The sequence below is a fragment of the Rhizobiaceae bacterium genome (assembly GCA_023953845.1).
In the GTDB taxonomy this organism is placed as follows: Bacteria; Pseudomonadota; Alphaproteobacteria; order Rhizobiales; family Rhizobiaceae; genus Arvimicrobium.
This window is the reverse complement of the sequence record JAMLJC010000001.1, coordinates 2,033,069-2,053,215: the sequence shown is the minus strand read 5'-3', so window position 1 is coordinate 2,053,215 and position 20,147 is coordinate 2,033,069. Positions and strand designations below refer to the sequence as shown.

Sequence of the window (20,147 nt, the reverse complement as noted above, 5' to 3'; positions counted from 1 at the left end):
TTCACTCCTCTCGAGAGTCGCGCGGATATTCAGGCTACTTCTGGATATCGGTCCAGATGCGCGAATAGAGGCTTGAAACCTCAGGCGAGCAGGCCTGCAGGAACTCGCCGGCCTTCTCGAACTCGGCCGGGATGACGAGTTCCGGCGCCGTCTTCATATCCTCCGGCATGAACTCCTGCGAGCCCTTGATGCCGTTGGCGTATTTGGCGAAGGACGAGATCAGCGCGGCGTTCTCCGGCAGCATGATGAAGTTCATGAACAGCCTGGCGTTGTCGACGTTCTTCGCATCCTTGAGAATCGCCACGCTGTCCATGAACAGCGGATAGCCTTCCTTCGGATAGCCGAACTTGATGTCCGGGTTCTTCAGGCGCGAGCGCATGATGGCGCCGTTCCAATAGTAGACGGCCGAGTAGTCGCCGGCCGGCAGCTTCTCGGTCACGCTGTAGTCCATCGACAGCCACTTGGCCTTCGCCTCCAGCAGCTTGTCGCGCACCTTCTTCAAAAGCTCCTTGTCGTCGGTGCACCAGTCGCCGCCGAAATATTTTATCGTGGCGAAGAGCACGTCCGTCATTTCCGGCTCGACATTGATCTTGCCGACCAGTTCCGCCGGCGGATCGAGGAAGATGGCGGAGGTGTTGATGTCGCCGCCATAGACCTTGGTGTTGACGCCGATGCCGGAAAGACCCCACTGCCACGGCACGGTGTAGTGGCGGCCTTCGTCCCACGGCACATTCACCCAGCGTTCGTCGACATTCTTGAAGTTCTCCATCTGGTCGGGCCGGGCCTCCAGCAGGAGGCCTTCGTTCACCCAGATCGGCACGTAATTGGCCGAAGGGACGACGATGTCGAAGCCGTGGCCACCGGCACGAACCTTGGCCAGAGCCGTGTCGTTGGAATCGTAGTCGGTGATGGTCACCTTGACCTTGTGCTCTTCCTCGAACTTCTTGATCAGCTCGGGGCTGGTGTAGTCGCCCCAGTTGTAGATGTTGAGCTCGCCTTCGGCGCGGGCGAGACCGCCGAGCGCCAGCAGCGCCGCGCCCGCGATCGTGAGTTTCAGTGTCCCTGTCATTTCCTGTCTCCGTTGATTGTCTTGTTACGTTTTACGGCGGTTGATGAAGAAGAAGACGGTCACGAGCACGACGGAGATCAGCAGGAAGACCGTGGCGATGGCGTTGATCTCCGGCGTCGTCTCGCGCCGGAGCTGGCCGAGCATGTATGTCGGCAGCGTATCCTGCCCGCCCGATTTCACGAACTCGGTGATGACGACGTCGTCCAGCGAAATGACGAAGGCCAGCATGAAGCCGGCGATGATGCCGGGCCTGAGCAACGGCAGCGTGACGAAACGAAAGGCCTTCCACGGCGTGGCGTAGAGGTCGGCGGCGGCCCGCTCCAGCGTCAGGTCCATGCTCTCCAGCCGCGCCCGGATCGGCAGGTATGCGAAGGGAATGCAGAAGGCGGAATGGGCCGCGATCAGATAGCCGAGGCCGGAATATCCGGTCCATACCTTGACGCGGGAGAAGACGATCAGCAGCGCCACCGCCGTCACGATCTCCGGCACCATCAGCGGCTGGTTGATGAAGGCGTATTTGAAGGTCAGCCCCGGATAGGGTTTCGTCCGTGTCGTGGCGATGGCGGCCATTGTGGCGGCGACGGTGGCGATCAACGCGGCGCAGACGGCCAGAACCAGCGAGCGCAGCGCCGCATCCTGCACGCGGTCGTTTTCGGCCGCCGACACGAACCAGCGCAGCGAGAAGCCTTCCCATATGGCGATCGATTCACCGGCGTTGAACGCATAGACGACCAGCGCCGCGATCGGCAGATAGAGCGCGAAGAAGGTGAAGAGCGCCAGGAAGGTGAAGCCCGGCTGGCTGCGCAGGTCGAAGGCCGCCCTTCTAGCCATGCTGCGCCCCGGAGCGGGTTTCGTTGCGCACGTAGACGAGAAGGGCCAGCATCACAACAGCCATCAGGGTGATCGAGATCGCCGCGCCCAGCGGCCAGTTGCGGCCCGAGCCGAACTGCTGCTCGATCAGGTTGCCCAGCATCATGTTCTTGCCGCCGCCGAGCACGCGCGGGATGACGTAGGCGCCGAGCGAGGGGATGAAGACGAGGATCGAGCCGGCGACGATGCCCGGCCTGACCAGCGGGATGATGATGCGCCAGAGCACCTTCAGCCGCGTGGCGTAGAGATCGTAGCCTGCCTCCACCAGCCGGAAATCCAGCTTCTCCATGCTAGCGTAGAGCGGCAGCACCATCAGCGGCAGGTAGACGTAGACCATGCCGAAAAGGATGGCGGTATCGGTGTACATGATCTGGACCGGCTGGTCGACGACGCCGCTCCAGATCAGGACCGTGTTGAGGATGCCCTCGTTGCGGATTACCTGCTGCATGGCGAAGGTGCGGATCAGGAGATTCGTCCAGAACGGAATGGTCACGAGGAAGACCCAGACCTCGCGCGTCCGCGCCGGGCGCGTGGCGATGAAATAGGCCGTCGGGAAACCGAACAGGAGCGTCAGCAGCGTCGTCACGATCGACAGCTTCACCGACCGCCACCAGATGGAGATGTGCGCGCTGGCGAAGCCGACCGTATCGTCGAATATGTCGCGCTCGAACAGCACGGAGAACCAGCCGTCCAGCGAATACTGGCCGAGCTTGACGTCGCCGTAGTCGCCCTTCACCAGGAATGAATAATAGAGCATGACGAAGAGCGGGCCGATGGCCGCGAGAAAGATGATGACGAGGGCCGGCGCGGACAGAAGCCAGCGGGAGCGGATGTCCTTCCGCTCGGCCTGCAGGGCGACCTCCGCAGCGCTTGCCATGGTCAGTCCTTCAGCACCTGGGCGGCATCGTCGCCGATGAAGATGCCGACGCGGCCGCCCGCTGCGAAATCCGGTCCGCCGCCGCGGGCGTTCTGCTGGCGTACGATGAAGCGGCTGCCGTCGTCCAGCGTCACGTGGAAATGCGTGTCGGTGCCGAAATAGACGACATTGTCCACAGTGCCGTTCAGCGTGGAGTCCTCGCGCATGAGACGCGCATGCTCGGGCCGCACCACCACGGTCACCGCTTCCTTCGGCGTGAAGCCGGCGGGCAGCGACGCCGCGATCGCAATCCCCGACGACAGCCTTATCCACGCCCGGCCTTCGGAAACCGACATCACGGTCGCCGGCAGGAAATTCGTCTCGCCGATGAAGTCCGCCACGAAGCGCTCGGCCGGATGATCGTAGATGTCGTGAGGGCCGCCCACCTGGAGGATGCGCCCGGCCGACATGACCGCGATGCGGTCCGACATGGTCAGCGCCTCCTCCTGGTCGTGGGTGACGAAGATGAAGGTGATGCCCGTCTCGTTCTGCAGGCGCTTCAGCTCGATCTGCATCTCCTTGCGCAACTTGTAGTCGAGCGCGGAGAGCGGCTCGTCGAGCAGCAGCACCTTGGGCTGCGGCGCGAGCGCGCGGGCGAGCGCCACACGCTGCTGCTGGCCGCCGGAAATCTGGCTGGTCTTGCGGTTCCTGAGCTCCTGCATGCGCACCAGCGAGAGCATCTGGTCGACGCGCGCATTGATCTCGGCCTTCGGCCTGCCGAGCATCTCCAGCCCGAAAGCGATGTTCTGGCCGACCGTCATGTGCGGGAAGAGCGCATAGCTCTGGAAAACCGTGTTCACCGGCCGCCGGAAAGGCGGCAGCGCGGCGATATCCTCGCCATAGAGGCGGATCTCGCCGGACGTCGGATAGTCGAAGCCGGCGATCAGCCTGAGCAGCGTGGTCTTGCCGCAGCCCGACGGCCCCAGCAGGGTGAAGAACTCGTTCTCGCGAATGGCGACGTCGACATCCTTCAACGCCGCGAACTGCGCGTCGCCAGACCCGAAGACCTTGGAAACACCCTTGACCTCGACGGCATTCCGATCCGGCTTTTCCGGCACGCGAACCCCACTGTCTGCCGCGCTCTGTCGGCGCCTTCGTTCCCGATGCGATGTCAGCACACGGCACCGGCCTTGGCAACCCGGTGCGATGCGTCTAGGCCTCGTAGGTGATCCTTCCTCCAGCGATGGTCGTCACCGGCCGTATCGCCGCCAGAGCATCGGCGGGCGTAGCTTCGAGATCGCCTGAAAGCACGACGAGGTCGGCGAGATAACCGGGTTTCAGCCTGCCCTTACGATCCTCGGCGAACTCGGCATAGGCACCCTCCGCCGTATAGCCGGCAAGCGCCTCCATCAGGCCAAAACTCTGGTCCGGATTGCCCTGGGCCCACGGCCTGCGCCGCATCGCCGCCTGAATGCCGAGAATCGGATCGATCGGCGCCACCGGCCAGTCGGAGGCGAAGACGACATGCGCGCCGGCGTCCTTCATCGTACGCCATGCGTAGGAGAGCGGCCAGCGCTCGCGGCCGATGCGGGAGACGGTCGGCTCCAGCGGGAAGCCGGCGAGGCCGGGCGGATGCGGCGGCTGCATGGAGGCCAGCACGCCGAGCGCCGCGAAGCGGGGGATGTCGTCCGGATGGACGACCTCTATGTGCTCGATGCGGTGCCTACTGTCGCGGATGCCGTTCGCCCGCCGCGCCGCCGCGTAGCCATCGAGCACGGAGCGTACGGCGCCGTCGCCGATGGCGTGGACGGCGATCTGCAGCCCGCGCCGGTCGGCCTCGACGGCCAGCGCGTCGAAAGCGTCCTGCGTGAAAAGCGGCTCGCCGACCCATCCCGGCCGGTCGGCATAGGGTTCGATCATGACGGCGGTCCAGCTGTCCAGCACGCCGTCCATGAACACCTTCACCATGCCGGAGGACAGCCAGTCGGACGCGTATCGTTCTGCCATCGCGCTCGCCCTGGCGAGCATCTCCGTCGTCATGAAATTCTTGAAGTGGAACGGTACCTTCACGCGGCAGAGGAGATCACCCTCAGCCTCCAGCTCGCCCAGCAGTTCGAGCTGGTAGAGGTTGCCGTCCATGTTCTGCACCGAGGTGATGCCGTGGCGCGCGCACCATTCGAGCCCGCGCTTCATCACGGCGCGGTCGGCGGCCTTGCCGGCCGGCGTCGGATAGGGCTCGGGCTCGCCGCCGGTGTCCAACCCCAGCCGCGCCCTGCCCTCGCCGGCGGCGTCGAGCAGCGGTCGGAACGCCTCGCTCTCGCGCAGCTCGCCTTCGGCCAGGCCATCGGCGCCCATGACGATCTCGTTGCCCGGGCCGAGCTTCCTGCCGTGCAGCAGGCCCGCCATTTCCAGCGCCTTCGTGTTCGCCCACATGGTGTGGTGATCGGACGCGGTCATGGCGAAGGGCCGGTCGGGCATGATGCGGTCGAGGTGATGGCGCGTGACCGGCTCGTCCTTCGACAGGATCGTGTAGTCGGTCCCCTGCGCCTGCAACAGGCCGCTGCCGGGATGCGCGGCGGCGTGGGCGCGGACGGCCTCTGCCAGCGCATCAAAACCGTGAACGCCGGAAAGCTGCAGATGCGAGAGTTCCGCCGCGCCGGCGAAAAGATGCATGTGCGCCTCGATGAAGCCGGGCACGACCGAGCCGCCCGCCGCATCGAGAATTCTGGTCGCCGGACCGGCGAAATCGGTCACGGCGGACCTGTCGCCCACGGCGACGATGCGGTCGCCCTTCACCGCCACGGCTTCGGCTCTCGGATTGTCATCGTCGACGGTCAGCACCCTGGCGTTGACGACAATCAGGTCGGCGTGCTCCGCCATGCTTTTCCCACGAATGTTGGCAGGGCCGGAAGGCTAGCACTGTCGCGACGACATGCGCCAGCCGCTCTTCTGGCTCAGCGGGCGGGTAGCCGATTGTGCCAGCGAATGTCCGCCGATGACGACCGCCTCGACAGTCGCGAGCCGATGCAAGGAACACTTCGCGCGCGCTCGAATTAGGGTTGATAGACCCTGAGCGCATGTTCGATGAACAGTCACACGCCTGATCCCGACATCCCGCAGCCGACATCGGGCAATCCCAATCCGGAGCCGGCCCGGCCTCCCTTTCCGCCCGAGACGCCGCAACCGGACGAGCCGCCCGGCATTCCTCCGCCGACGCCGGACCCGGTTCCGTCACCGGAAAGAGAGCCCATCGAAATACCGCCCGGAACGCCGCCCGAAGTGCCCTCCGTGCCGGATTTCCCGGCGCCCACGGCATTTCGATAGCCGAACGAAACCGGAGAAGCTCCATGGCAGAAAAGGAAAAATGGTCCGCCGAGGTGACCGAGCACAGCGACGCGCTCGAACTGGAACCGCATGTGTTCGAGAAAGACGATCCGAAGGAGATCGCCGCGTCGTTGAAGCGCTCGGCCGACAGGAGCACGAAGCGCAAGACGGAACCTTTCCGCTCCGCCATGTCCATGCTGACCTTCTACATCAATCGTGCCGGCAAGAACCTTCCGGAGAGCCGCAGGAAAGTGCTGGAGAAAGCAAAGGACGAACTGCGCCGGGCCTATGACAGGCCGGCCGGCAACTGAGCGCCCGCGCCCGAAATCGCATGTGCCGTCAGTTCGGCGGGAACGTCACCGTCACCCGGGTACCGTTCGACGTGTCCGTGTCGAGCGTCCCCTCGACCTGCTGGACGAAACCGCCGATCAGCCGGCTGCCCATGCCGTCCTTCCGGCGGCCCGGGACATAGCCGGGGCCGTCATCCTTGACGACCAGGCGGACGTTTTCGCCGTCGCGGGTCAGCGAGACCTCGAGGCGTCCCTTCTTCTGCTTGGCGAATGCGTGCTTGAAAGCGTTCGAAACGAGTTCATTGATGATGAGGCCGACCGGGAGCGCCTGATCGCGCCCGATGCTGACCGCGTCGAGCTTCATCTCGACATCGACGTTGCTGGTGTATCCCGCCGCTATGTCCTTGATGAGCCGGTCGACATAGGGAGCGAGCTCCACACGATCGAACTGGTCCGATCGGTAGATCTGCTCGTGCACCGCGACCATCGCCGCGATACGCCGCCGCATGTCGGTCTTGGCGTCGGGGTCCAGCGTCTGCAACTGCACCAGAGACGATACGGCCTGCAGATTGTTCTTCACCCGGTGATGGATCTCGCGAAGCAGGAACTGGTTCCGTTCGAGGGCCTGTTCGAGCTGCAAGCGTCTTTCCGTGTCGGCGCGAAGCAGGTGCACGATCCATATGGTGCCGAGAATGAGCAGGCCGATCACCGGCAATCCCAGCGTCAGGCCCGATCGCAGGTTCGTCCAGAAGTCGTGCATGGCTTCGCCGCGCTCCACACCGGTCGTGGCCACGAGCGGCCAGCTATCGACCTTCCGGTATCCGACGATGCGGGAAAGGCCATCCGCCGGCGAGACTGCGCTGTGGTAGAAGCCGCTGGGATGCTCTTTCAGATAGGTGGAGAAAAGCGGCGTATTGCTGAGGTTGATCGCGCTGTCGAGCGCGGGATGCCGCGCCACGAGCCATCCATCCGTGCGGATGACGGAAACGGTGGAGTGCGGCCCCAGTTCCATCGCGCTCCAGAACGTGTCCATCGCCGATGTCGGTACGGCGATGCTCGCGGCGCCGTGAAACCTGCCGCCGCGCTCGATGCGTCTGGCGATGACGAAGACCTGCTGTCCGCTCAGGCGCTCCTCAAGCTGGGGCGAGATGACGATCTGCTCGCCGTCTCGCAGCCTCTGGAAATATTCGCGGTCCGCGACCGATATTCCGATCGCTTCGGGCACGCTCGACAATCGCAGTCGCCCTGCCTCGTCGTAGACGGAATACTGAAATCCGCTGGGCAGTTCGCCGACCGCATCGGTGATGCTGGCGATCGCGTCGACGGACGTGCTGATCGGCTCACTGCCGAGCGCGGCGTCGATCCGCCGAAGCGCCTGGTCGCTGGCTTGTATCATCCATTCCATATGCGCCGCGACGACATGGGCGGACGACTTCGCCCGGGCCTCGCCCGCCTTGAGCGCGGCGCTGTAATTCTGCCAGATCATCAGCGACCCGAGCCCGCCGATGGCGACCAGCATCAATATGTTCAGCAAGGTCGCCGGCAGCGGGTTGATCACCACATAGCGCCAGCCAGCCGTTCGATTCCGCCAATCCGACGACGAAGACATCGTGTCCCTCACCACAACATCCATCGGCCAAAGCCGGTACGCAAAACGCAAGCTACCACGCGGCGCCAATGGCGGCGAAGACTATCGATCGCGAGAATATCCGAAGCCGCCCATACGGAATGGACAGTGCTCCGGCATATGCCATCAGACGATCCGCGAAACTAACATAAGTGAAAAAGCCGCGCTCCTTTCAAGGTATTTTCTTCGACCGAACCTGAAAGCGAGGGCAACCGCCGGAGACGCCCGCCGGACACCCGCGCAGTTCGTTCGCCGGCTTCACACGAGCGGAACGTTTCGACCTAAAGCGTGTCGCATCGAACCGGTATCAGGCGACACGCTTTAAGTTATTGTTTTTTCGCATGTCGTTGTCCCGAAACCGGTTCCCACTTTCGGGCGACATGCTTTAGAGCTTTTCCGGGGCGAACCGTTTCATCCACTCGAAGGAATTGGTTTGCGGCCGGTATTCCGCGCCGAATGCGCCGGCATAGCCGGCCCCGGCGATCGCCGGCAGCAGCCAGCCGTAGTCGACCTCGCCGTTATCCGGTTCGGCGCGGTCGGGCACGGCGGCGAACTGGACATGGCCGATGGCGGACAGGTGCCGCTCGACCGTGCGGAGGAGATCGCCGTGGACGATCTGCATGTGATAGCAGTCGAACATCACCTTCGCCGCGCCGTCCGTCGCCTCGACCACGCGAAGCGCCGTGGGCATATCGGCCAGAAAATAGCCGGGCGCATCGCGCGGATTGAGCGGCTCGATCAGGATGCCGATGCCGTGCGGAGACGCTTCCCGGGCCGCATAGCGCAGATTCTCCGCGAAGGCGGCGAACGCTTCCTCCCCCACCGCCTTTCCCGCCATGACGTGGATGTTGCGGCAGCCGGTGGCGACGGACCACGCGACCGCCTGGTCGATCGCGGCGCGTGCTTCCGCCTCGCGCCCCGGCAGCGCCGAGAGCCCGAAATCGCCGGCGTCGAGGTTGCCGCGCGCCGTGTTGACGCCGAGCAGCGGCAGTGCCGTTTCGGCGAGTGCAGCGGAGACCGCCGCCGGATCGGTTTCATAGGGCCAGTGCATCTCGACGGCATCGAAGCCTTGCCGTTTCGCAGCGCGGATCGCGTCGGGCAAGGCAAGGTCGCGGAAGAGAAATCCCAGATTGGCCGATATATGCATCAGTCGTCCCATTCGATGTCGAAATGCTCAACCAGTCCGCGGACTTCCGCGTCGGATAGAAGCTTCGGCCGCATGCCAAGGGTGAGCAGGGTAAGCTTGGCCGTCTCCTCAAGCTCCTCCATGGCGTAGGCCGCCGCGTCAAGATCCTTGCCCGCGACGACCGGGCCATGGTGGGCGAGCAGAACCGCCGAGCGCTTGCCGGCGAGGCCCCGCACCGCATCCCCCATCGCCGGATCGCCCGGGCGGAAATAGGGAAGCAGCTTCACCTTGCCGAGCCGCATGATCGAGTAGGCGGTCAGCGGCTTGAAGACGCTGTCGGGATCGATGTCCGGCAGAAGCGAGACGGCGACGGAATGGGTGGAATGCAGATGCACCACGGCGCCCGTCCTCGCTCCGCGCGTCTCGTAGAATGCCGAATGCAGGGGCATTTCCTTGGTCGGCTTGTCGCCGGAGACGAAACGCCCCTCGGCGTCGAAGAGCGAAAGGCGCGACGGGTCGAGTTCGCCGAAGGACGCGCCGGTCGGCGTCACCAGCAACCGGCCGTCACCGAGACGGGCCGAGATGTTGCCGGAGCTTCCGGCGGTCAGCCCGCGCGCGAACATCGACGCGGCAGTGCGGCAGATCGCTTCGCGCAGCCTGCTCTCCTCGCTCATCGGCCGAGGTCTCCCGCAAGGATGCGCGCAGCCTTGGCGAAGAAGTCAGGACCGCCGAAATTGCCGGACTTCAGCGCCAGCGTCATGCCGGTGCCGCCCGCCCTCAGGGCCGGAGCGCCGGGATCAATCTCCGGTCCGATCTCGAACGACGGGATGGCCAGCGCCGAGACGACCGCGCCGGAGGTCTCGCCGCCCGCCGTGACAAGCCGGCGCACCCCGCGCGCGACGAGTTCGCGGGCAAGCGCGGCGAAAAAGCCTTCCACCGCGCCAGCCGCCTTCTCCCGGCCGTATCGCTGCTGGGCCGCTGCCACCACCTCGGGCTCCGCCGAGGAATAGACCAGAGGAGGGCCGTCCGCGTCCTGTCCCGCCATGACCCACTCCGCAAAATCCCCGGGATCGGCCGCGCCGGCGACGATCGCGTCGGCGTCCGCCTCGCGCGCCGGAAATCGCGATCCGTGTTCGGCGATCTGACGCCGGCTCATGATAGAGCAGGAGCCGCACAACGCCGCCGACGGGCCTTGCGCGCCCGCCCATTCGGAACGGGCGGAGCCGATCAGGCCGGCGCTGCGAAAATTCGCCGGCAGGCCGAGCGCGATGCCGGACCCGCCGCTGAGCAGGATGTCGCCGACGGCGGCCTCGCCGATCGCCGCCAGATCCTCGTCGCGGATCGCGTCCACTACCAGATATCGCGCGCCTTTCGCCACCGCCTCGTCCATCGCGTTCGCGATCGCCGCCGGTCCTCCGGCGACGACGCCATAGCCGACATGGCCGACGCGGTGTCCGGTCTGCAGCGCCAGCCAGCGCCTGAGGTCCGGATCGGTCATCGGCGTCAGCGGATGCTTCTCCATGCCGGATTCGCTGAGCAACCTGTCGTTGACGAAGAGATGGCCCTGATAGATCGACCGTCCCGTCGCGGGAAAGGCCGGGCAGACGATGGCGCGATTCGCGCCCAGCGCGTCGGAAAGCGCGTCCAGCACCGGCCCGATATTGCCCTCGGGCGTCGAGTCGAAGGTCGAGCAGTATTTGAACAGGAACTGGCGGCATCCCTGCCGCCTCAGCCAGTCGAGCGCGGCGAGCGACTGCGCCACCGCGTCGGCCGCCGGAATGGTGCGGGTCTTCAGCGCGACGACGCCGGCCTCGACCGCCGGATCGGCGGCGGCCGAAGGCACGCCATTGTATTGCACCGTCCGCATGCCGCCCTTGGCCAGCGTGTTCGCCAGATCGGAGGAGCCGGTGAAGTCGTCGCCGATGCATCCGAGAATCATGTCAGTCCACCCTCGATGTTCTGGCTTGCGAAAAGCGTTTTCCCGAGCGGCGCGTTCACGGGTGGGCTCCCGGAGCATCTTCCTCAAGATAGACTTCGATCAGCTCGTCGACGCTGCTCTCCGCGACGAATCCCAGTTCCGCCGCCTGCACAGGCGTGAAGGATTTCGGCCACCCCGCGACGATCTTCTCGATCGTTTCGTCGGGCAGGCGGTCGATCAGCGCCTCGGCCCCGGGTCCGGCGGCACGCCGGAGCGCGGCGATCTGGTCCGCGACCGTGGCGGCCACGCCCGGCATGTTGAGCGTGCGCCGCGCCCCGAGGGATGACGTGTCCAGTGTGGCGGCGTGGACAAGGAATGCGACGGCGGAACGCGGGCTCGCCAGCCAGTGCTTGACCGTCTCCTCGACCGGCAGGACGGAACGCTTTCCGGCGAGAGGCTCGCGCAGGATGCCCGAGAAGAATCCCGACGCCGCGGCGTTCGGTGCTCCGGGCCGGATGACGACGGTCGGCAGACGGATGCCTATGCCGTCGAAGAACCCCCGGCGCGAGTAATCCGCAAGCAGAAGCTCGGTTATGGCCTTCTGCGTCCCGTAGCTGGTCAGCGGCGCCAAGATGTATTCGTCCGGGATCGGGTCCGGCAGCGGCGCTCCATAGACCGCGAGCGACGAGGTGAAGACGAGACGGGGGATATAGGCCTGGCGCGCGCCTTCCAGCCGGATCGCCTCGAACAGCGCCCGCGTCGCGTCGAGGTTGATCCTGTACCCTTTCTCGAAATCGCGCTCGGCCTCGCCGGACACGATCGCGGCGAGATGGAAGATCACGTCCGCCCGGCGCGCGGCAAGATCCTCCGCCACACCGGAAGAGGACAGATCGGCGGAAAAGGCGTCGACCGTCCAGATGCCGTCCGGTACCGGCGGGTCGATCACGTCGACAAGCGTCATCCGTTCGATCTTCCGTTCGCCGAGCGCACCGGAACGCGCCAGCGTCGCGGCGAGCTTGCGGCCGATCATTCCACCCGCGCCGATGATGAGTATGTGCATCGTGTTCCGCTCTATGCTGGCAACGTCATTTGCAATGCGCCGGAGTCAGGACGGCCTGACGGCGCGCACCACAGCATAGGCGTCGAGTGTCAGGATCGAGCCCGCCAGCCGTGAGAGTTCGTCAAGCAGATCGGGCCGGCGGCTCGCCTCGGCGAAGGCGTCGGCATCCAGCACGGCGGCCGAGGCGAACCCGTCCGGCAAGCGCACCGACAGCGAGGACGGCGACGGGTTCAACAACCAGAGCTCGGTTCCCGCGTCGGTATCGGCCGCGATGCCACGCACGGCTCCGGCGACGGAAGCCGATACGGGGCGGATCGGTCGGCCTTTCAGGCGCGCCAGCCCCCGCAGCACATGCCAAACCGGATAGAGTTCGCCCTTGCCCGCGAAACCCGGCTGCGGGAAAGGCGTCGGCACCGACAGCACGCCGAAAGGCCCGACCGCGCCGCCGAGCGCGATCGCTTCGGCCCCGCCCACGGCGAAGGCCGCGAAATAGCCGAGGTTCCAGGCGGTTCCCATGACGCCCCGCTGGCGGGGATCGTTGAAGTTCACCGCCTGGCGGATATTGCCGGGATTGGCGACGGGCGCCTCGCCATAGGGGTTGTCGCGCAGGCCGATCGCCGACGGTCCCACCGAATAGGGAAGACCCTTGGCGATGACGGGCACCGTCCGCACGATATGCGGCAGGCATTCCAGCGTCTCCATCATCGAGCGGTCGTCGCCCGCGTGGAAGATCGCAGCAGTGGTGAAGGTCAGGAGGTCGATCGCCTCGGTCGGCGGCCGCTTGCGGTTCAGCTCCGTGAAGAAGGAGAACATGCCGCCGCCGATGCGCGCGTCCGGAAAGGCCGCGCGCGTGGCAGCGTAGAGTTTCGCCCCATCCGGCGCGGGCGGCCAGACGCTGCCGGGCAGCGTGCATTTGAGGTCCGGCGCAGGCGAAACCAGCACCGTGCCGAACGGTTTGCCGAGCGTGGCGGCGGTTTCGCCGAGCGCGCGGATTTCGGCGGCAGCCGCGTCGTCGTCGACATTTTCCACCACCGCTTCTAGCCACGGCTCGGCTCCGATCGCCCGGACGGCCTCAACCTGCTTTGCGAGCGTCGCCGCATCGTGGCCGCGGCGGGGATCGTGATGGCAGATCACATGCGACAGGCCGAGACCGCGAAGCCTATCGGCATGCTCAAGGGTCGCGGCGGCATCCTCAGGCTGGAGCCCGACCCCGAGCGGCGGAATCGCTCCGTACGCATCGCCAAGCGCCAGCACGATAGCATCGCCGCCCCGCGATGCCGTAGTCTTGGGCGTCCCGGTGACCGTTACGGTGATCTTCTGGTCGAGTACTTCACCTGGCTCGATCCTGTAGGGCCAGGGCAAGGCCAGAGGCCGGACATAGGTCTTGTAGGATGCGTCCGTCCAGTTGCGCTGGTCCTCCATCTCGAATCCGTCGCCTTCCATCAGGCAACTGACCTCCTGTCCGCCCGGCGTGCGATGCGAGATTTCGCGGAGGTCCATCATCGGCTGGACCGGATCGATTATGTCGGGGAAGCGCGTCTCGACCTTCTCGCCATTGGTATGGACAATGGCGGCCGGCGCGCCGCTGACGCCCTCGATCGGATGCAGCACCACGAAACCGGTGCGGTTGGTGAGAAGTCCGGTCGAAGTCTGCCCCCGCCCCGCATAGGTCAGCACGCCCGCCGCCGTGCCTTCGATCTCGACCGTGTAGTCGAAGGTCTCACCCTTGCTGACGACACCGGCGCGATAGCTCACGCGGAAACGGCCGGCAGCCTCCTCCACGGCCAGATCGGTGATGGATGGTATGAGCGTCGCCCAATCCTTGTCGCGCACCACGAAGGAAATGGCGCGGATCACCTCCTCGCCATGCATCCGGATGTCGCGCAGGTTGGCGCCGTCGAACAGCACGCCGAGCGGTCCGGCCTTCAGCAGCCGCTCCTCGGCCGGGGGTTCCTCGGTGCCGTAGATGCGGACGGCGCGGGACGGTTCGGAAAGGGTCATCTGTGTCCTCCTACACGCGGCGCGATTTCCAGGTGATCAGCCGCTCGGCCAGCAGAGCGAGGATGATGATCGCGCCGATGGCGGTGCCCTGCCAGAAGGGCGAGACGCCGAGCAGATTGAGGCCGTTGCGGATCATCACCATGATGAGCACGCCCATCAGCGTGCCGAAGATCGAGCCACGGCCGCCATAGAGGCTGGCGCCGCCGATCACCACCGCGGCGATGGCGTCGAGTTCGAGCTGGTTGCCGCCGATCGGGTCGGCCGACATGATCTGGGCAAGCGAGAAGGTCATCGCGGTTGCGGCGAGCGCGCCCGACGCGACATAGGGGAAGATGGAATAGAACAGCGTGTTGAGGCCAGCGGCCCGCGCGGCGTCGATGTTCGAGCCGACCGCGTAGATGGTGCGCCCGCCTTTCGAATAGGTCAGCCAGGCCCATGTGACGAGGTAGAGCCCCAGCAGGAAGATCACATTGGTCGGAATGCCGAGGAGGGTCGTATAGACGATATCCTGCAGCCCCATGGGGAGGCCCGAGATCGACCGCTGCCCGGAGACGATGTAGGCAAGGCTGCGTCCCATCGCCATGACCCCTAGCGTCACCACGAAGGGCGCAAGCCCGAACACGGCGATCAGCACCCCGGAAAACAGCCCGATGAGGGCGCCGCATCCGATCGCCAGCACGATCGCCACGGGAATGGGAAACTCCTTCAGGAACAGCGCCAGGATGATGCCCGTCAGCCCAGCGACGGAGCCCACGGAAAGGTCGATGCCGCCGGTCAGGATCACCAGCGTCATGCCCACCGCGACGATGCCGAGCACCACCGACTGGTCGAGGATGTTGAACATGTTGCGTTCGGTGAAGAAGTGCGGCGAGATGAAGGACAGGATCACCGCGAGCACGACGGCGAGGCCGAGCATGCGGACCTCCAGCGTGTTGGCGATCTTCGGCAGCGCAAAGGACCGGCTGGGCGCGCTCATGCGTCGACCTCTTCGGGTTTGGATGTTTCGAACAGGGTGGCCATGCGGGCCGAGAGGGCTTCCGCGTCGGGGATAGAGGCGCCCGGCGGCAGGCTGAGACCGATCCAGCCGAGATCATGGCCGCGGCGGTTGGAAAGGCACGTGAGAAGCGTGGAACGCCCGTCCGTCTCGGTGACGAGGCCGGGCGCATGCGCGCCGAGGGCGGCAGGTATCGGCGTCTCCCCGGCGGCATAGACGTTGCCGGCGGCAAAACCCATCGGCGCGGCCTTGTCGGCTTCGGCGACGGCGAGGCACACGAACTGGCCCTCGTCGATCAGCCCCCAGAAGGCGGTGCCGCCATAGCTGGAAACGAGGTCGCGAAGGAAAGCCGCATTGCGCTCGGCCGAGCTTCTGGGCGCGGCCAGCAGCGTCAGGCTTTCCTCATTGAGCTGCGAGGCCGGCAGGTCGGCGATCGTATAGCCGTCGCTCATGACCACGACCCTTTCGCAGAGCCCGAGCAGTTCCTCGAAGTCGGACGAGATGACCACCACGGCAATGCCGCGCCCGGCCACCTCGCGCAGAAGCTCATAGATCGTCTGGCGCGTGCCGATGTCGACGCCTTTGGTCGGCTCGTCCAGAATGAGGACCTCGGGCTCGATCAGCAGCCAGCGCGCGATGATGACCTTCTGCTGCATGCCGCCGGAGAAATGCAGGAGGTTGGCGTCCATGCGGTCCGCGGGGAGCCCGAGTCGCGCGATGAGGTCCGCCGCCTGCCTGCGCCGTGCCGAATGGCCGCGCCCGAAGCCGCGGTGCCTGCCCATCTGAGCAAGGAACAAATTCTCGCCGACCGTCATGTCCGGCACGATGTTCTGCGCGCGGCGGTCCTCCGCGACCATGCCGATGCCGGCGCGGATGGCGGCGATCGGGCTTCGCGCCGCAAGCTCCTTGCCGCCCATCACGATGCGGCCGCCCGTCCGGTGGCGCAGACCGAAGACGGCCTCGGCGCTTTCCGAACGTCCGGCGCCGACCAGCCCGCCGAGCCCCAGTATCTCGCCCTTGCGCACCGAGAACGAGACGTCGCGCACGGCGGGCGGCGCGCTCAACCCCGTCACCTCCAGCGCGACCGGCCGCTCGCCTGTTTCCCGGACGGCTGCAGTCTTGCGATAGACGTTGCCGATGTCGCGGCCGACCATGTGGCGGATGATGTCGTTCTGCGTCAGCCCGGCCGTCGGCAGCCCGTCCGCCACTGTCTTGCCTTCGCGCAGGATCGTCACGCGGTCGGTGATGGCAAAGACCTCTTCCAGCCGATGCGAGACGAAGGCGAGCGCCTTGCCGCTGTCGCGCAGCCTCGCCATGATGTCGAAGAGCCGGTCGACCTCGGTCGGCGACAGCGAGGCGGTGGGCTCGTCGAAGATCACGAGATCGGCGTTGAGCGCCAGCGCCTTGGCGATCTCGACGAGCTGGCGCTGCGCGGCGGAGAGCCGGCGCACCTCCATGTCCAGAGGCAGGACGTGATCGTGGCCGAGTTCCGACAGGATCTCCCGCGCCTTCTGGCGCAGCTGCGTGTAGGAGAGCCTGCCCGGCATGGCATAGCTCGGCAGGAAGATGTTCTCGAGCACGCTCATGTCCGGCGCAAGGCTCGTTTCCTGCGCGACCAGCGCGATGCCGGAACGCAGCGCGTCGCGCGCCGAACCGATCGTCAACGGCGCGCCCCGGAACAGGATCTCGCCGCTGGTCGGCGGCAGATGGCCGCAGATGATCCGCGAGAGGGTGGACTTGCCCGCGCCGTTCGCGCCAAGCAATCCGCATATTTCATGCCGATGGAGCGCGATCGTCGCGTCGCGAAGCGCGTAGGCGTTGCCGAACATGCGGGTCACGCCACGAGCCACGAGCAGCGGCTCGTGGGTCTTGCTGCCGTCAACCATCAGCGGACGCACTCCAGGCTCATAAGAAAAGGTGTCCGGGGGAACGGTCCCCCGGACAGCATATGTCAGGCAAGCCGCCGATTACATCTCGTTGGCGAAGACGGTTTCCTTGATGACCGGAAGCTCCTGCTCAATGTTCTTGCTGGTCACGATCTTGATCGGCACGAGGACTTCCTTCTCGGGCGTCTTGCCTTCGAGATGCGCGACCATGGCGCGCGCCGATTCCTGGCCCATCAGATAGGGCTGCTGCATGCCGGAGACGACCAGCTCGCCCGATTGCAGCAGCGGCACGAATTCCGGCACGCCGTCGAAGCCGGCGACCAGAACCTCGCCGGTGAGGCGGGCCGACTTGATCGCCTGCAGCGCGCCGAGCGTCGGGCCGTCGGTCTGGACGAAGAGGCCCTTCATGTCCGGATTCGCGGTCGTCATGTCCTGCGTGAACTTGAACGTCTCGTCGGCGGTGTAGGTCTGCATCTGCTGCAGCCCGGCTTCCTTGGTGATGCCGGCCTCGGTCAGCGCGTCCTTGAAGCCCTTGGTGCGGGCCTGTCCGTTGAGGCGGGCCTGGCTGATGCCGACGATGCCGACGCTGCCGTCTTCCTTGCCGGCGGCCTTCATCGCTTCGGCCAGCGCCTTGCCGACGCCGTTTGCGCCCTGGTAGTTGTCCGAGATGATGAAGGACACGTAGTCGCCGCTGTCGGTGCCGATGTCGGCGATCACCACGGGGATGTTCGCCTGCTTGGCGAGGTCGAGCACGGCTGGCGCGGTCGAGCTGTCGGTCGGCGAGATGATGATGCCGGCGACGCCGCGCGCGATCGAGTCCTTGGCGTTCTTCAGCTGCGTCTGGGCGTTGTTGCCGGAATCCAGCGCCTGATAGGTATAGCCGCCTTCGGTGGCGACATTCTCGATGCCCTTCGAGAGATAGCGCCAGAACGCAAGGTCAAGGCCCGGCGTCAGATAGACCAGTTCCTTCGACTGGGCGAAGGCGGTGGTCATGGCGCCGGCGATGCCGGTCATGGCCGTGAACCCGGCCAGAGCGGCGGTGGCGAAAAGACGTCTTGTCAGCATGTGGAACTCCTCCTGTTGTGCTGCATGATTTTCCCGGCAGAGCGCCCCTCATTCCTTCCGGGCGGACTGCATGAAAAGCTGTCTGGTCGTGGTGTAGATACGGGTTTCGTGGACCGCGAAGGCATTCGCGGCCGCGTCGGGATCGCGCGCTTCCAGGCCGGCGAGGATGGCCCTGTGGTCGGCGATGCTTGTGGCGATCCTGCCGGGTTGCGCGACCGCGCGCCGGCGATGATCGAGCAGGTACGAATAAAGGTCGGCGGCCATGTCGGCGAGCGCGGCGTTGCCCCCGGCCCGGTAGACGGCCGTGTGGAATTCCCGGTCGCATATGAGGAAGCGGACGGGATCGTCGCTCGCAGCCTCCTGCGCCGCGATCGACTTGCGCAGCGTGTCGAGCGTCGCCGGCTCCATCCTCAGAGCCGCCGCCCGCGCCACCTTGTCCTCGATGAGGAGCCGGGCCTCATGCACGTCGTCGAGGCTGTAGGCCGAAATGTCGCGATAGCGGGCCGACTGGAACGCCAGTTCGCCGAGATCGGTGGAGGCGACGACTGTCCGCGTGCCCTGCGTGACGGAGAGGATGCCGCGCGTCGAGAGAATGAGGATGGCGCCGCGCACCGTCTCGCGGCTGACCGAAAGCGCCGCCGCGAGTTCGCGTTCGCTGGGCAGCTGGTCGCCGACATCCAGAATACCTGTCGCGATGAACGTCGCGATCTTCTGGACGACGAAATCCTTCATGGACTGTTTCGGCACGCCGCTCAGCGCCGTGCCGTCGTCCGCCAGTATCGTGCGTATGTCCACGCTGCCTGCCTCCACAGGTCTAGTGGTCCGGTAAATGGACCAGTAAGCCCGCCGAGTTCGGCTTGTCAACCCGATTCCGCGTCGGGATCGTCGCAACCGCTTCTTGCCTGGAGACGAGCGCCGGAGCGCACGCGATGCCGCCGCCATTCGGCGTCACGCCGAACGCAGCAAACGCTATCTGCCGGTTTCGTCGACCCAGCCTTCTTCGCCGATCAGCGGAACGAACATCACCCCGCCCAGATCTTCCTGATCGAACGTGTCGTCGCCGATGCGCGTGATACGAAGCAGGCGCTGGCTTTCGCGCCTGTCGCCGACCGGGATCACCAGACGCCCGCCGATCTCGAGTTGTCTTTGGAGGGACAGAGGAACGGACGGGCCGCCGGCCGCCACGACGATGGCATCGAACGGCGCCTTCTCCGGCCAGCCCTTGCTGCCGTCGCCAACCTTGACGGAGACGTTGCGATAGCCCGAAGCGTGCAGCCGCTTCCGGGCCTGCTCAGCGAGTTCGCGATAGCGCTCGATCGTGAAAACCTCGGCCGCCAGTTCCGCCAGAACCGCCGCCGCATAGCCAAAACCCGTACCGACCTCCAGGACACGGTCCGACGCCTTGATTTCGGCTGCCTCCGCCATTCTGGCAACGATGAAAGGCTGCGAGATCGTCTGCCCGCTGCCGATCGGCAACGGGCTGTCCTCGTATGCGAATTCCTCGAACCCCTCGTCCACGAATGCTTCGCGCGGGACCCGCCGCAGGGCCGAAAGCACCCGCCCGTCGCGCACGCCTCTGCGCGCGATCTGCTCTTCGACCATACGGTGTCTGGCGTGTTCGTAATCGAGCATGGGCCTTCGGGGTCGGCGCAGCCGGCGTATCGTCATAGCGCGTCATGGCATCCAGCCGGATGTAGGTTTTCCGAGCCGGCTTGTCGAATGCCTGACCCGTCGAAAGTTTCCCGCCCGGCAGGCTCATCGACGCATACCCGCAATTCCGGAACCAATCCGGCTGCCTCGGGTTTCCGAAGATCGGCCGCAGCCCATATGCGAGGAGAACGACCATGGCCCAAGGGGACAAGAAGCATTTCGGAAAGGGGACCCAGGGAAAGGGCTCCGGCGCGGGCGCGATGACCGATCTCGACGAAGGCGCCGTCGGAGAGAACCAGATTCTCTCGAACCGTGACAAGAAGCAGCATTCGAAGGAACGCGGACAGGACGGCAACGCGATCAAGACGGCGCAGGAACAGGACCACGCCGCAAACCGGCTTCCCTAGAGGG

17 protein-coding genes and 1 pseudogene are annotated in these 20,147 nt (G+C 65.8%); 2 read left to right on the top strand and 16 right to left on the bottom strand.

Going from position 1 to position 20,147, the window contains the following annotated elements; genetic code table 11:
- Positions 1–34 precede the first annotated feature (34 nt).
- The 5 genes from M9955_10045 to M9955_10025 form a co-directional block, all read right to left on the bottom strand.
- Positions 35–1,069 (bottom strand): extracellular solute-binding protein, encoded by a 1,035-nt coding sequence (locus tag M9955_10045; GenBank protein MCO5081981.1) that lies wholly within the window; start codon positions 1,067–1,069, stop codon positions 35–37.
- Positions 1,070–1,093: 24 nt separating this feature from the next.
- On the bottom strand, positions 1,094–1,900 hold the full coding sequence (locus M9955_10040) for an ABC transporter permease (GenBank protein ID MCO5081980.1): 807 nt from the start codon (positions 1,898–1,900) through the stop codon (positions 1,094–1,096).
- A complete protein-coding gene (locus M9955_10035) occupies positions 1,893–2,816 on the bottom strand; it encodes an ABC transporter permease (GenBank protein MCO5081979.1) in 924 nt (307 codons plus the stop codon). Before M9955_10035 ends, M9955_10040 begins: the two co-directional genes overlap by 8 nt.
- Positions 2,817–2,818: 2 nt before the next feature.
- On the bottom strand, positions 2,819–3,913 hold the full coding sequence (locus tag M9955_10030; GenBank protein MCO5081978.1) for an ABC transporter ATP-binding protein: 1,095 nt from the start codon (positions 3,911–3,913) through the stop codon (positions 2,819–2,821).
- Positions 3,914–4,007: 94 nt separating this feature from the next.
- A complete protein-coding gene (locus M9955_10025; protein MCO5081977.1) occupies positions 4,008–5,675 on the bottom strand; it encodes an amidohydrolase in 1,668 nt (555 codons plus the stop codon).
- Between the two features lie 467 nt (positions 5,676–6,142).
- On the opposite strand from M9955_10025, the gene M9955_10020 reads away from it, so the two are divergent.
- The gene (locus tag M9955_10020) at positions 6,143–6,430 is read left to right on the top strand and encodes a DUF3175 domain-containing protein (GenBank protein ID MCO5081976.1); all 288 of its coding nucleotides are present in this window, start codon (positions 6,143–6,145) and stop codon (positions 6,428–6,430) included.
- A gap of 28 nt (positions 6,431–6,458) precedes the next feature.
- On the opposite strand, the gene M9955_10015 is transcribed toward M9955_10020, so the two are convergent.
- The 11 genes and pseudogenes from M9955_10015 to M9955_09965 all read right to left on the bottom strand — a co-directional run bounded on the left by M9955_10015 (position 6,459) and on the right by M9955_09965 (position 19,718).
- A complete protein-coding gene (locus M9955_10015; protein ID MCO5081975.1) occupies positions 6,459–8,018 on the bottom strand; it encodes an ATP-binding protein in 1,560 nt (519 codons plus the stop codon).
- 403 nt (positions 8,019–8,421) lie between these two features.
- Positions 8,422–9,183, bottom strand: a complete 762-nt coding sequence (locus tag M9955_10010; protein MCO5081974.1) for a TIM barrel protein — start codon at positions 9,181–9,183, stop codon at positions 8,422–8,424.
- Positions 9,183–9,836, bottom strand: coding sequence for an aldolase (locus tag M9955_10005; GenBank protein MCO5081973.1), 654 nt, complete (start codon positions 9,834–9,836; stop codon positions 9,183–9,185). The genes M9955_10010 and M9955_10005 overlap by 1 nt, the downstream gene beginning before the upstream one ends.
- Positions 9,833–11,101, bottom strand: coding sequence for a four-carbon acid sugar kinase family protein (locus tag M9955_10000; protein MCO5081972.1), 1,269 nt, complete (start codon positions 11,099–11,101; stop codon positions 9,833–9,835). Before M9955_10000 ends, M9955_10005 begins: the two co-directional genes overlap by 4 nt.
- Before the next feature lie 55 nt (positions 11,102–11,156).
- Positions 11,157–12,140: an SDR family oxidoreductase gene (locus M9955_09995; protein MCO5081971.1), complete on the bottom strand. Its 984-nt coding sequence runs from the start codon at positions 12,138–12,140 to the stop codon at positions 11,157–11,159.
- A gap of 45 nt (positions 12,141–12,185) precedes the next feature.
- On the bottom strand, positions 12,186–14,141 hold the full coding sequence (locus M9955_09990) for a hypothetical protein (protein MCO5081970.1): 1,956 nt from the start codon (positions 14,139–14,141) through the stop codon (positions 12,186–12,188).
- A gap of 10 nt (positions 14,142–14,151) precedes the next feature.
- Entirely contained in the window at positions 14,152–15,117 is a 966-nt protein-coding gene (locus tag M9955_09985) for an ABC transporter permease (protein MCO5081969.1), read from the bottom strand.
- Positions 15,114–17,021, bottom strand: a complete 1,908-nt coding sequence (locus tag M9955_09980) for a sugar ABC transporter ATP-binding protein (GenBank protein ID MCO5081968.1) — start codon at positions 17,019–17,021, stop codon at positions 15,114–15,116. Before M9955_09980 ends, M9955_09985 begins: the two co-directional genes overlap by 4 nt.
- Before the next feature lie 81 nt (positions 17,022–17,102).
- On the bottom strand, positions 17,103–18,086 hold the full coding sequence (locus M9955_09975; GenBank protein MCO5081967.1) for a substrate-binding domain-containing protein: 984 nt from the start codon (positions 18,084–18,086) through the stop codon (positions 17,103–17,105).
- A gap of 48 nt (positions 18,087–18,134) precedes the next feature.
- Positions 18,135–18,881 carry an FCD domain-containing protein gene (locus M9955_09970; GenBank protein MCO5081966.1) on the bottom strand — a complete coding sequence of 249 codons (747 nt, stop codon included), beginning with the start codon at positions 18,879–18,881 and terminating at the stop codon, positions 18,135–18,137.
- 189 nt (positions 18,882–19,070) lie between these two features.
- Positions 19,071–19,718 (bottom strand): annotated as a pseudogene (locus M9955_09965) (protein-L-isoaspartate(D-aspartate) O-methyltransferase).
- Positions 19,719–19,930: 212 nt separating this feature from the next.
- Here M9955_09965 and M9955_09960 point away from each other — a divergent pair.
- Positions 19,931–20,143 (top strand): hypothetical protein, encoded by a 213-nt coding sequence (locus tag M9955_09960; protein MCO5081965.1) that lies wholly within the window; start codon positions 19,931–19,933, stop codon positions 20,141–20,143.
- Positions 20,144–20,147 lie beyond the last annotated feature (4 nt).

Excerpts from the sequence above, each read along its gene's own strand:
- M9955_10025 (MCO5081977.1), bottom strand. The coding sequence starts at position 5,675 with ATGGCGGAGCACGCCGACCTGATTGTCGTCAACGCCAGGGTGCTGACC.
- M9955_10035 (MCO5081979.1), bottom strand. The coding sequence starts at position 2,816 with ATGGCAAGCGCTGCGGAGGTCGCCCTGCAGGCCGAGCGGAAGGACATC.
- M9955_10015 (MCO5081975.1), bottom strand. The coding sequence starts at position 8,018 with ATGTCTTCGTCGTCGGATTGGCGGAATCGAACGGCTGGCTGGCGCTAT.
- M9955_09960 (MCO5081965.1), top strand. The coding sequence starts at position 19,931 with ATGGCCCAAGGGGACAAGAAGCATTTCGGAAAGGGGACCCAGGGAAAG.
- M9955_09990 (MCO5081970.1), bottom strand. The coding sequence starts at position 14,141 with ATGACCCTTTCCGAACCGTCCCGCGCCGTCCGCATCTACGGCACCGAG.
- M9955_10040 (MCO5081980.1), bottom strand. The coding sequence starts at position 1,900 with ATGGCTAGAAGGGCGGCCTTCGACCTGCGCAGCCAGCCGGGCTTCACC.
- M9955_10020 (MCO5081976.1), top strand. The coding sequence starts at position 6,143 with ATGGCAGAAAAGGAAAAATGGTCCGCCGAGGTGACCGAGCACAGCGAC.
- M9955_09985 (MCO5081969.1), bottom strand. The coding sequence starts at position 15,117 with ATGAGCGCGCCCAGCCGGTCCTTTGCGCTGCCGAAGATCGCCAACACG.
- M9955_10005 (MCO5081973.1), bottom strand. The coding sequence starts at position 9,836 with ATGAGCGAGGAGAGCAGGCTGCGCGAAGCGATCTGCCGCACTGCCGCG.
- M9955_09980 (MCO5081968.1), bottom strand. The coding sequence starts at position 17,021 with ATGGTTGACGGCAGCAAGACCCACGAGCCGCTGCTCGTGGCTCGTGGC.
- M9955_10010 (MCO5081974.1), bottom strand. The coding sequence starts at position 9,183 with ATGCATATATCGGCCAATCTGGGATTTCTCTTCCGCGACCTTGCCTTG.
- M9955_09975 (MCO5081967.1), bottom strand. The coding sequence starts at position 18,086 with ATGCTGACAAGACGTCTTTTCGCCACCGCCGCTCTGGCCGGGTTCACG.
- M9955_09995 (MCO5081971.1), bottom strand. The coding sequence starts at position 12,140 with ATGCACATACTCATCATCGGCGCGGGTGGAATGATCGGCCGCAAGCTC.
- M9955_10000 (MCO5081972.1), bottom strand. The coding sequence starts at position 11,101 with ATGATTCTCGGATGCATCGGCGACGACTTCACCGGCTCCTCCGATCTG.
- M9955_10045 (MCO5081981.1), bottom strand. The coding sequence starts at position 1,069 with ATGACAGGGACACTGAAACTCACGATCGCGGGCGCGGCGCTGCTGGCG.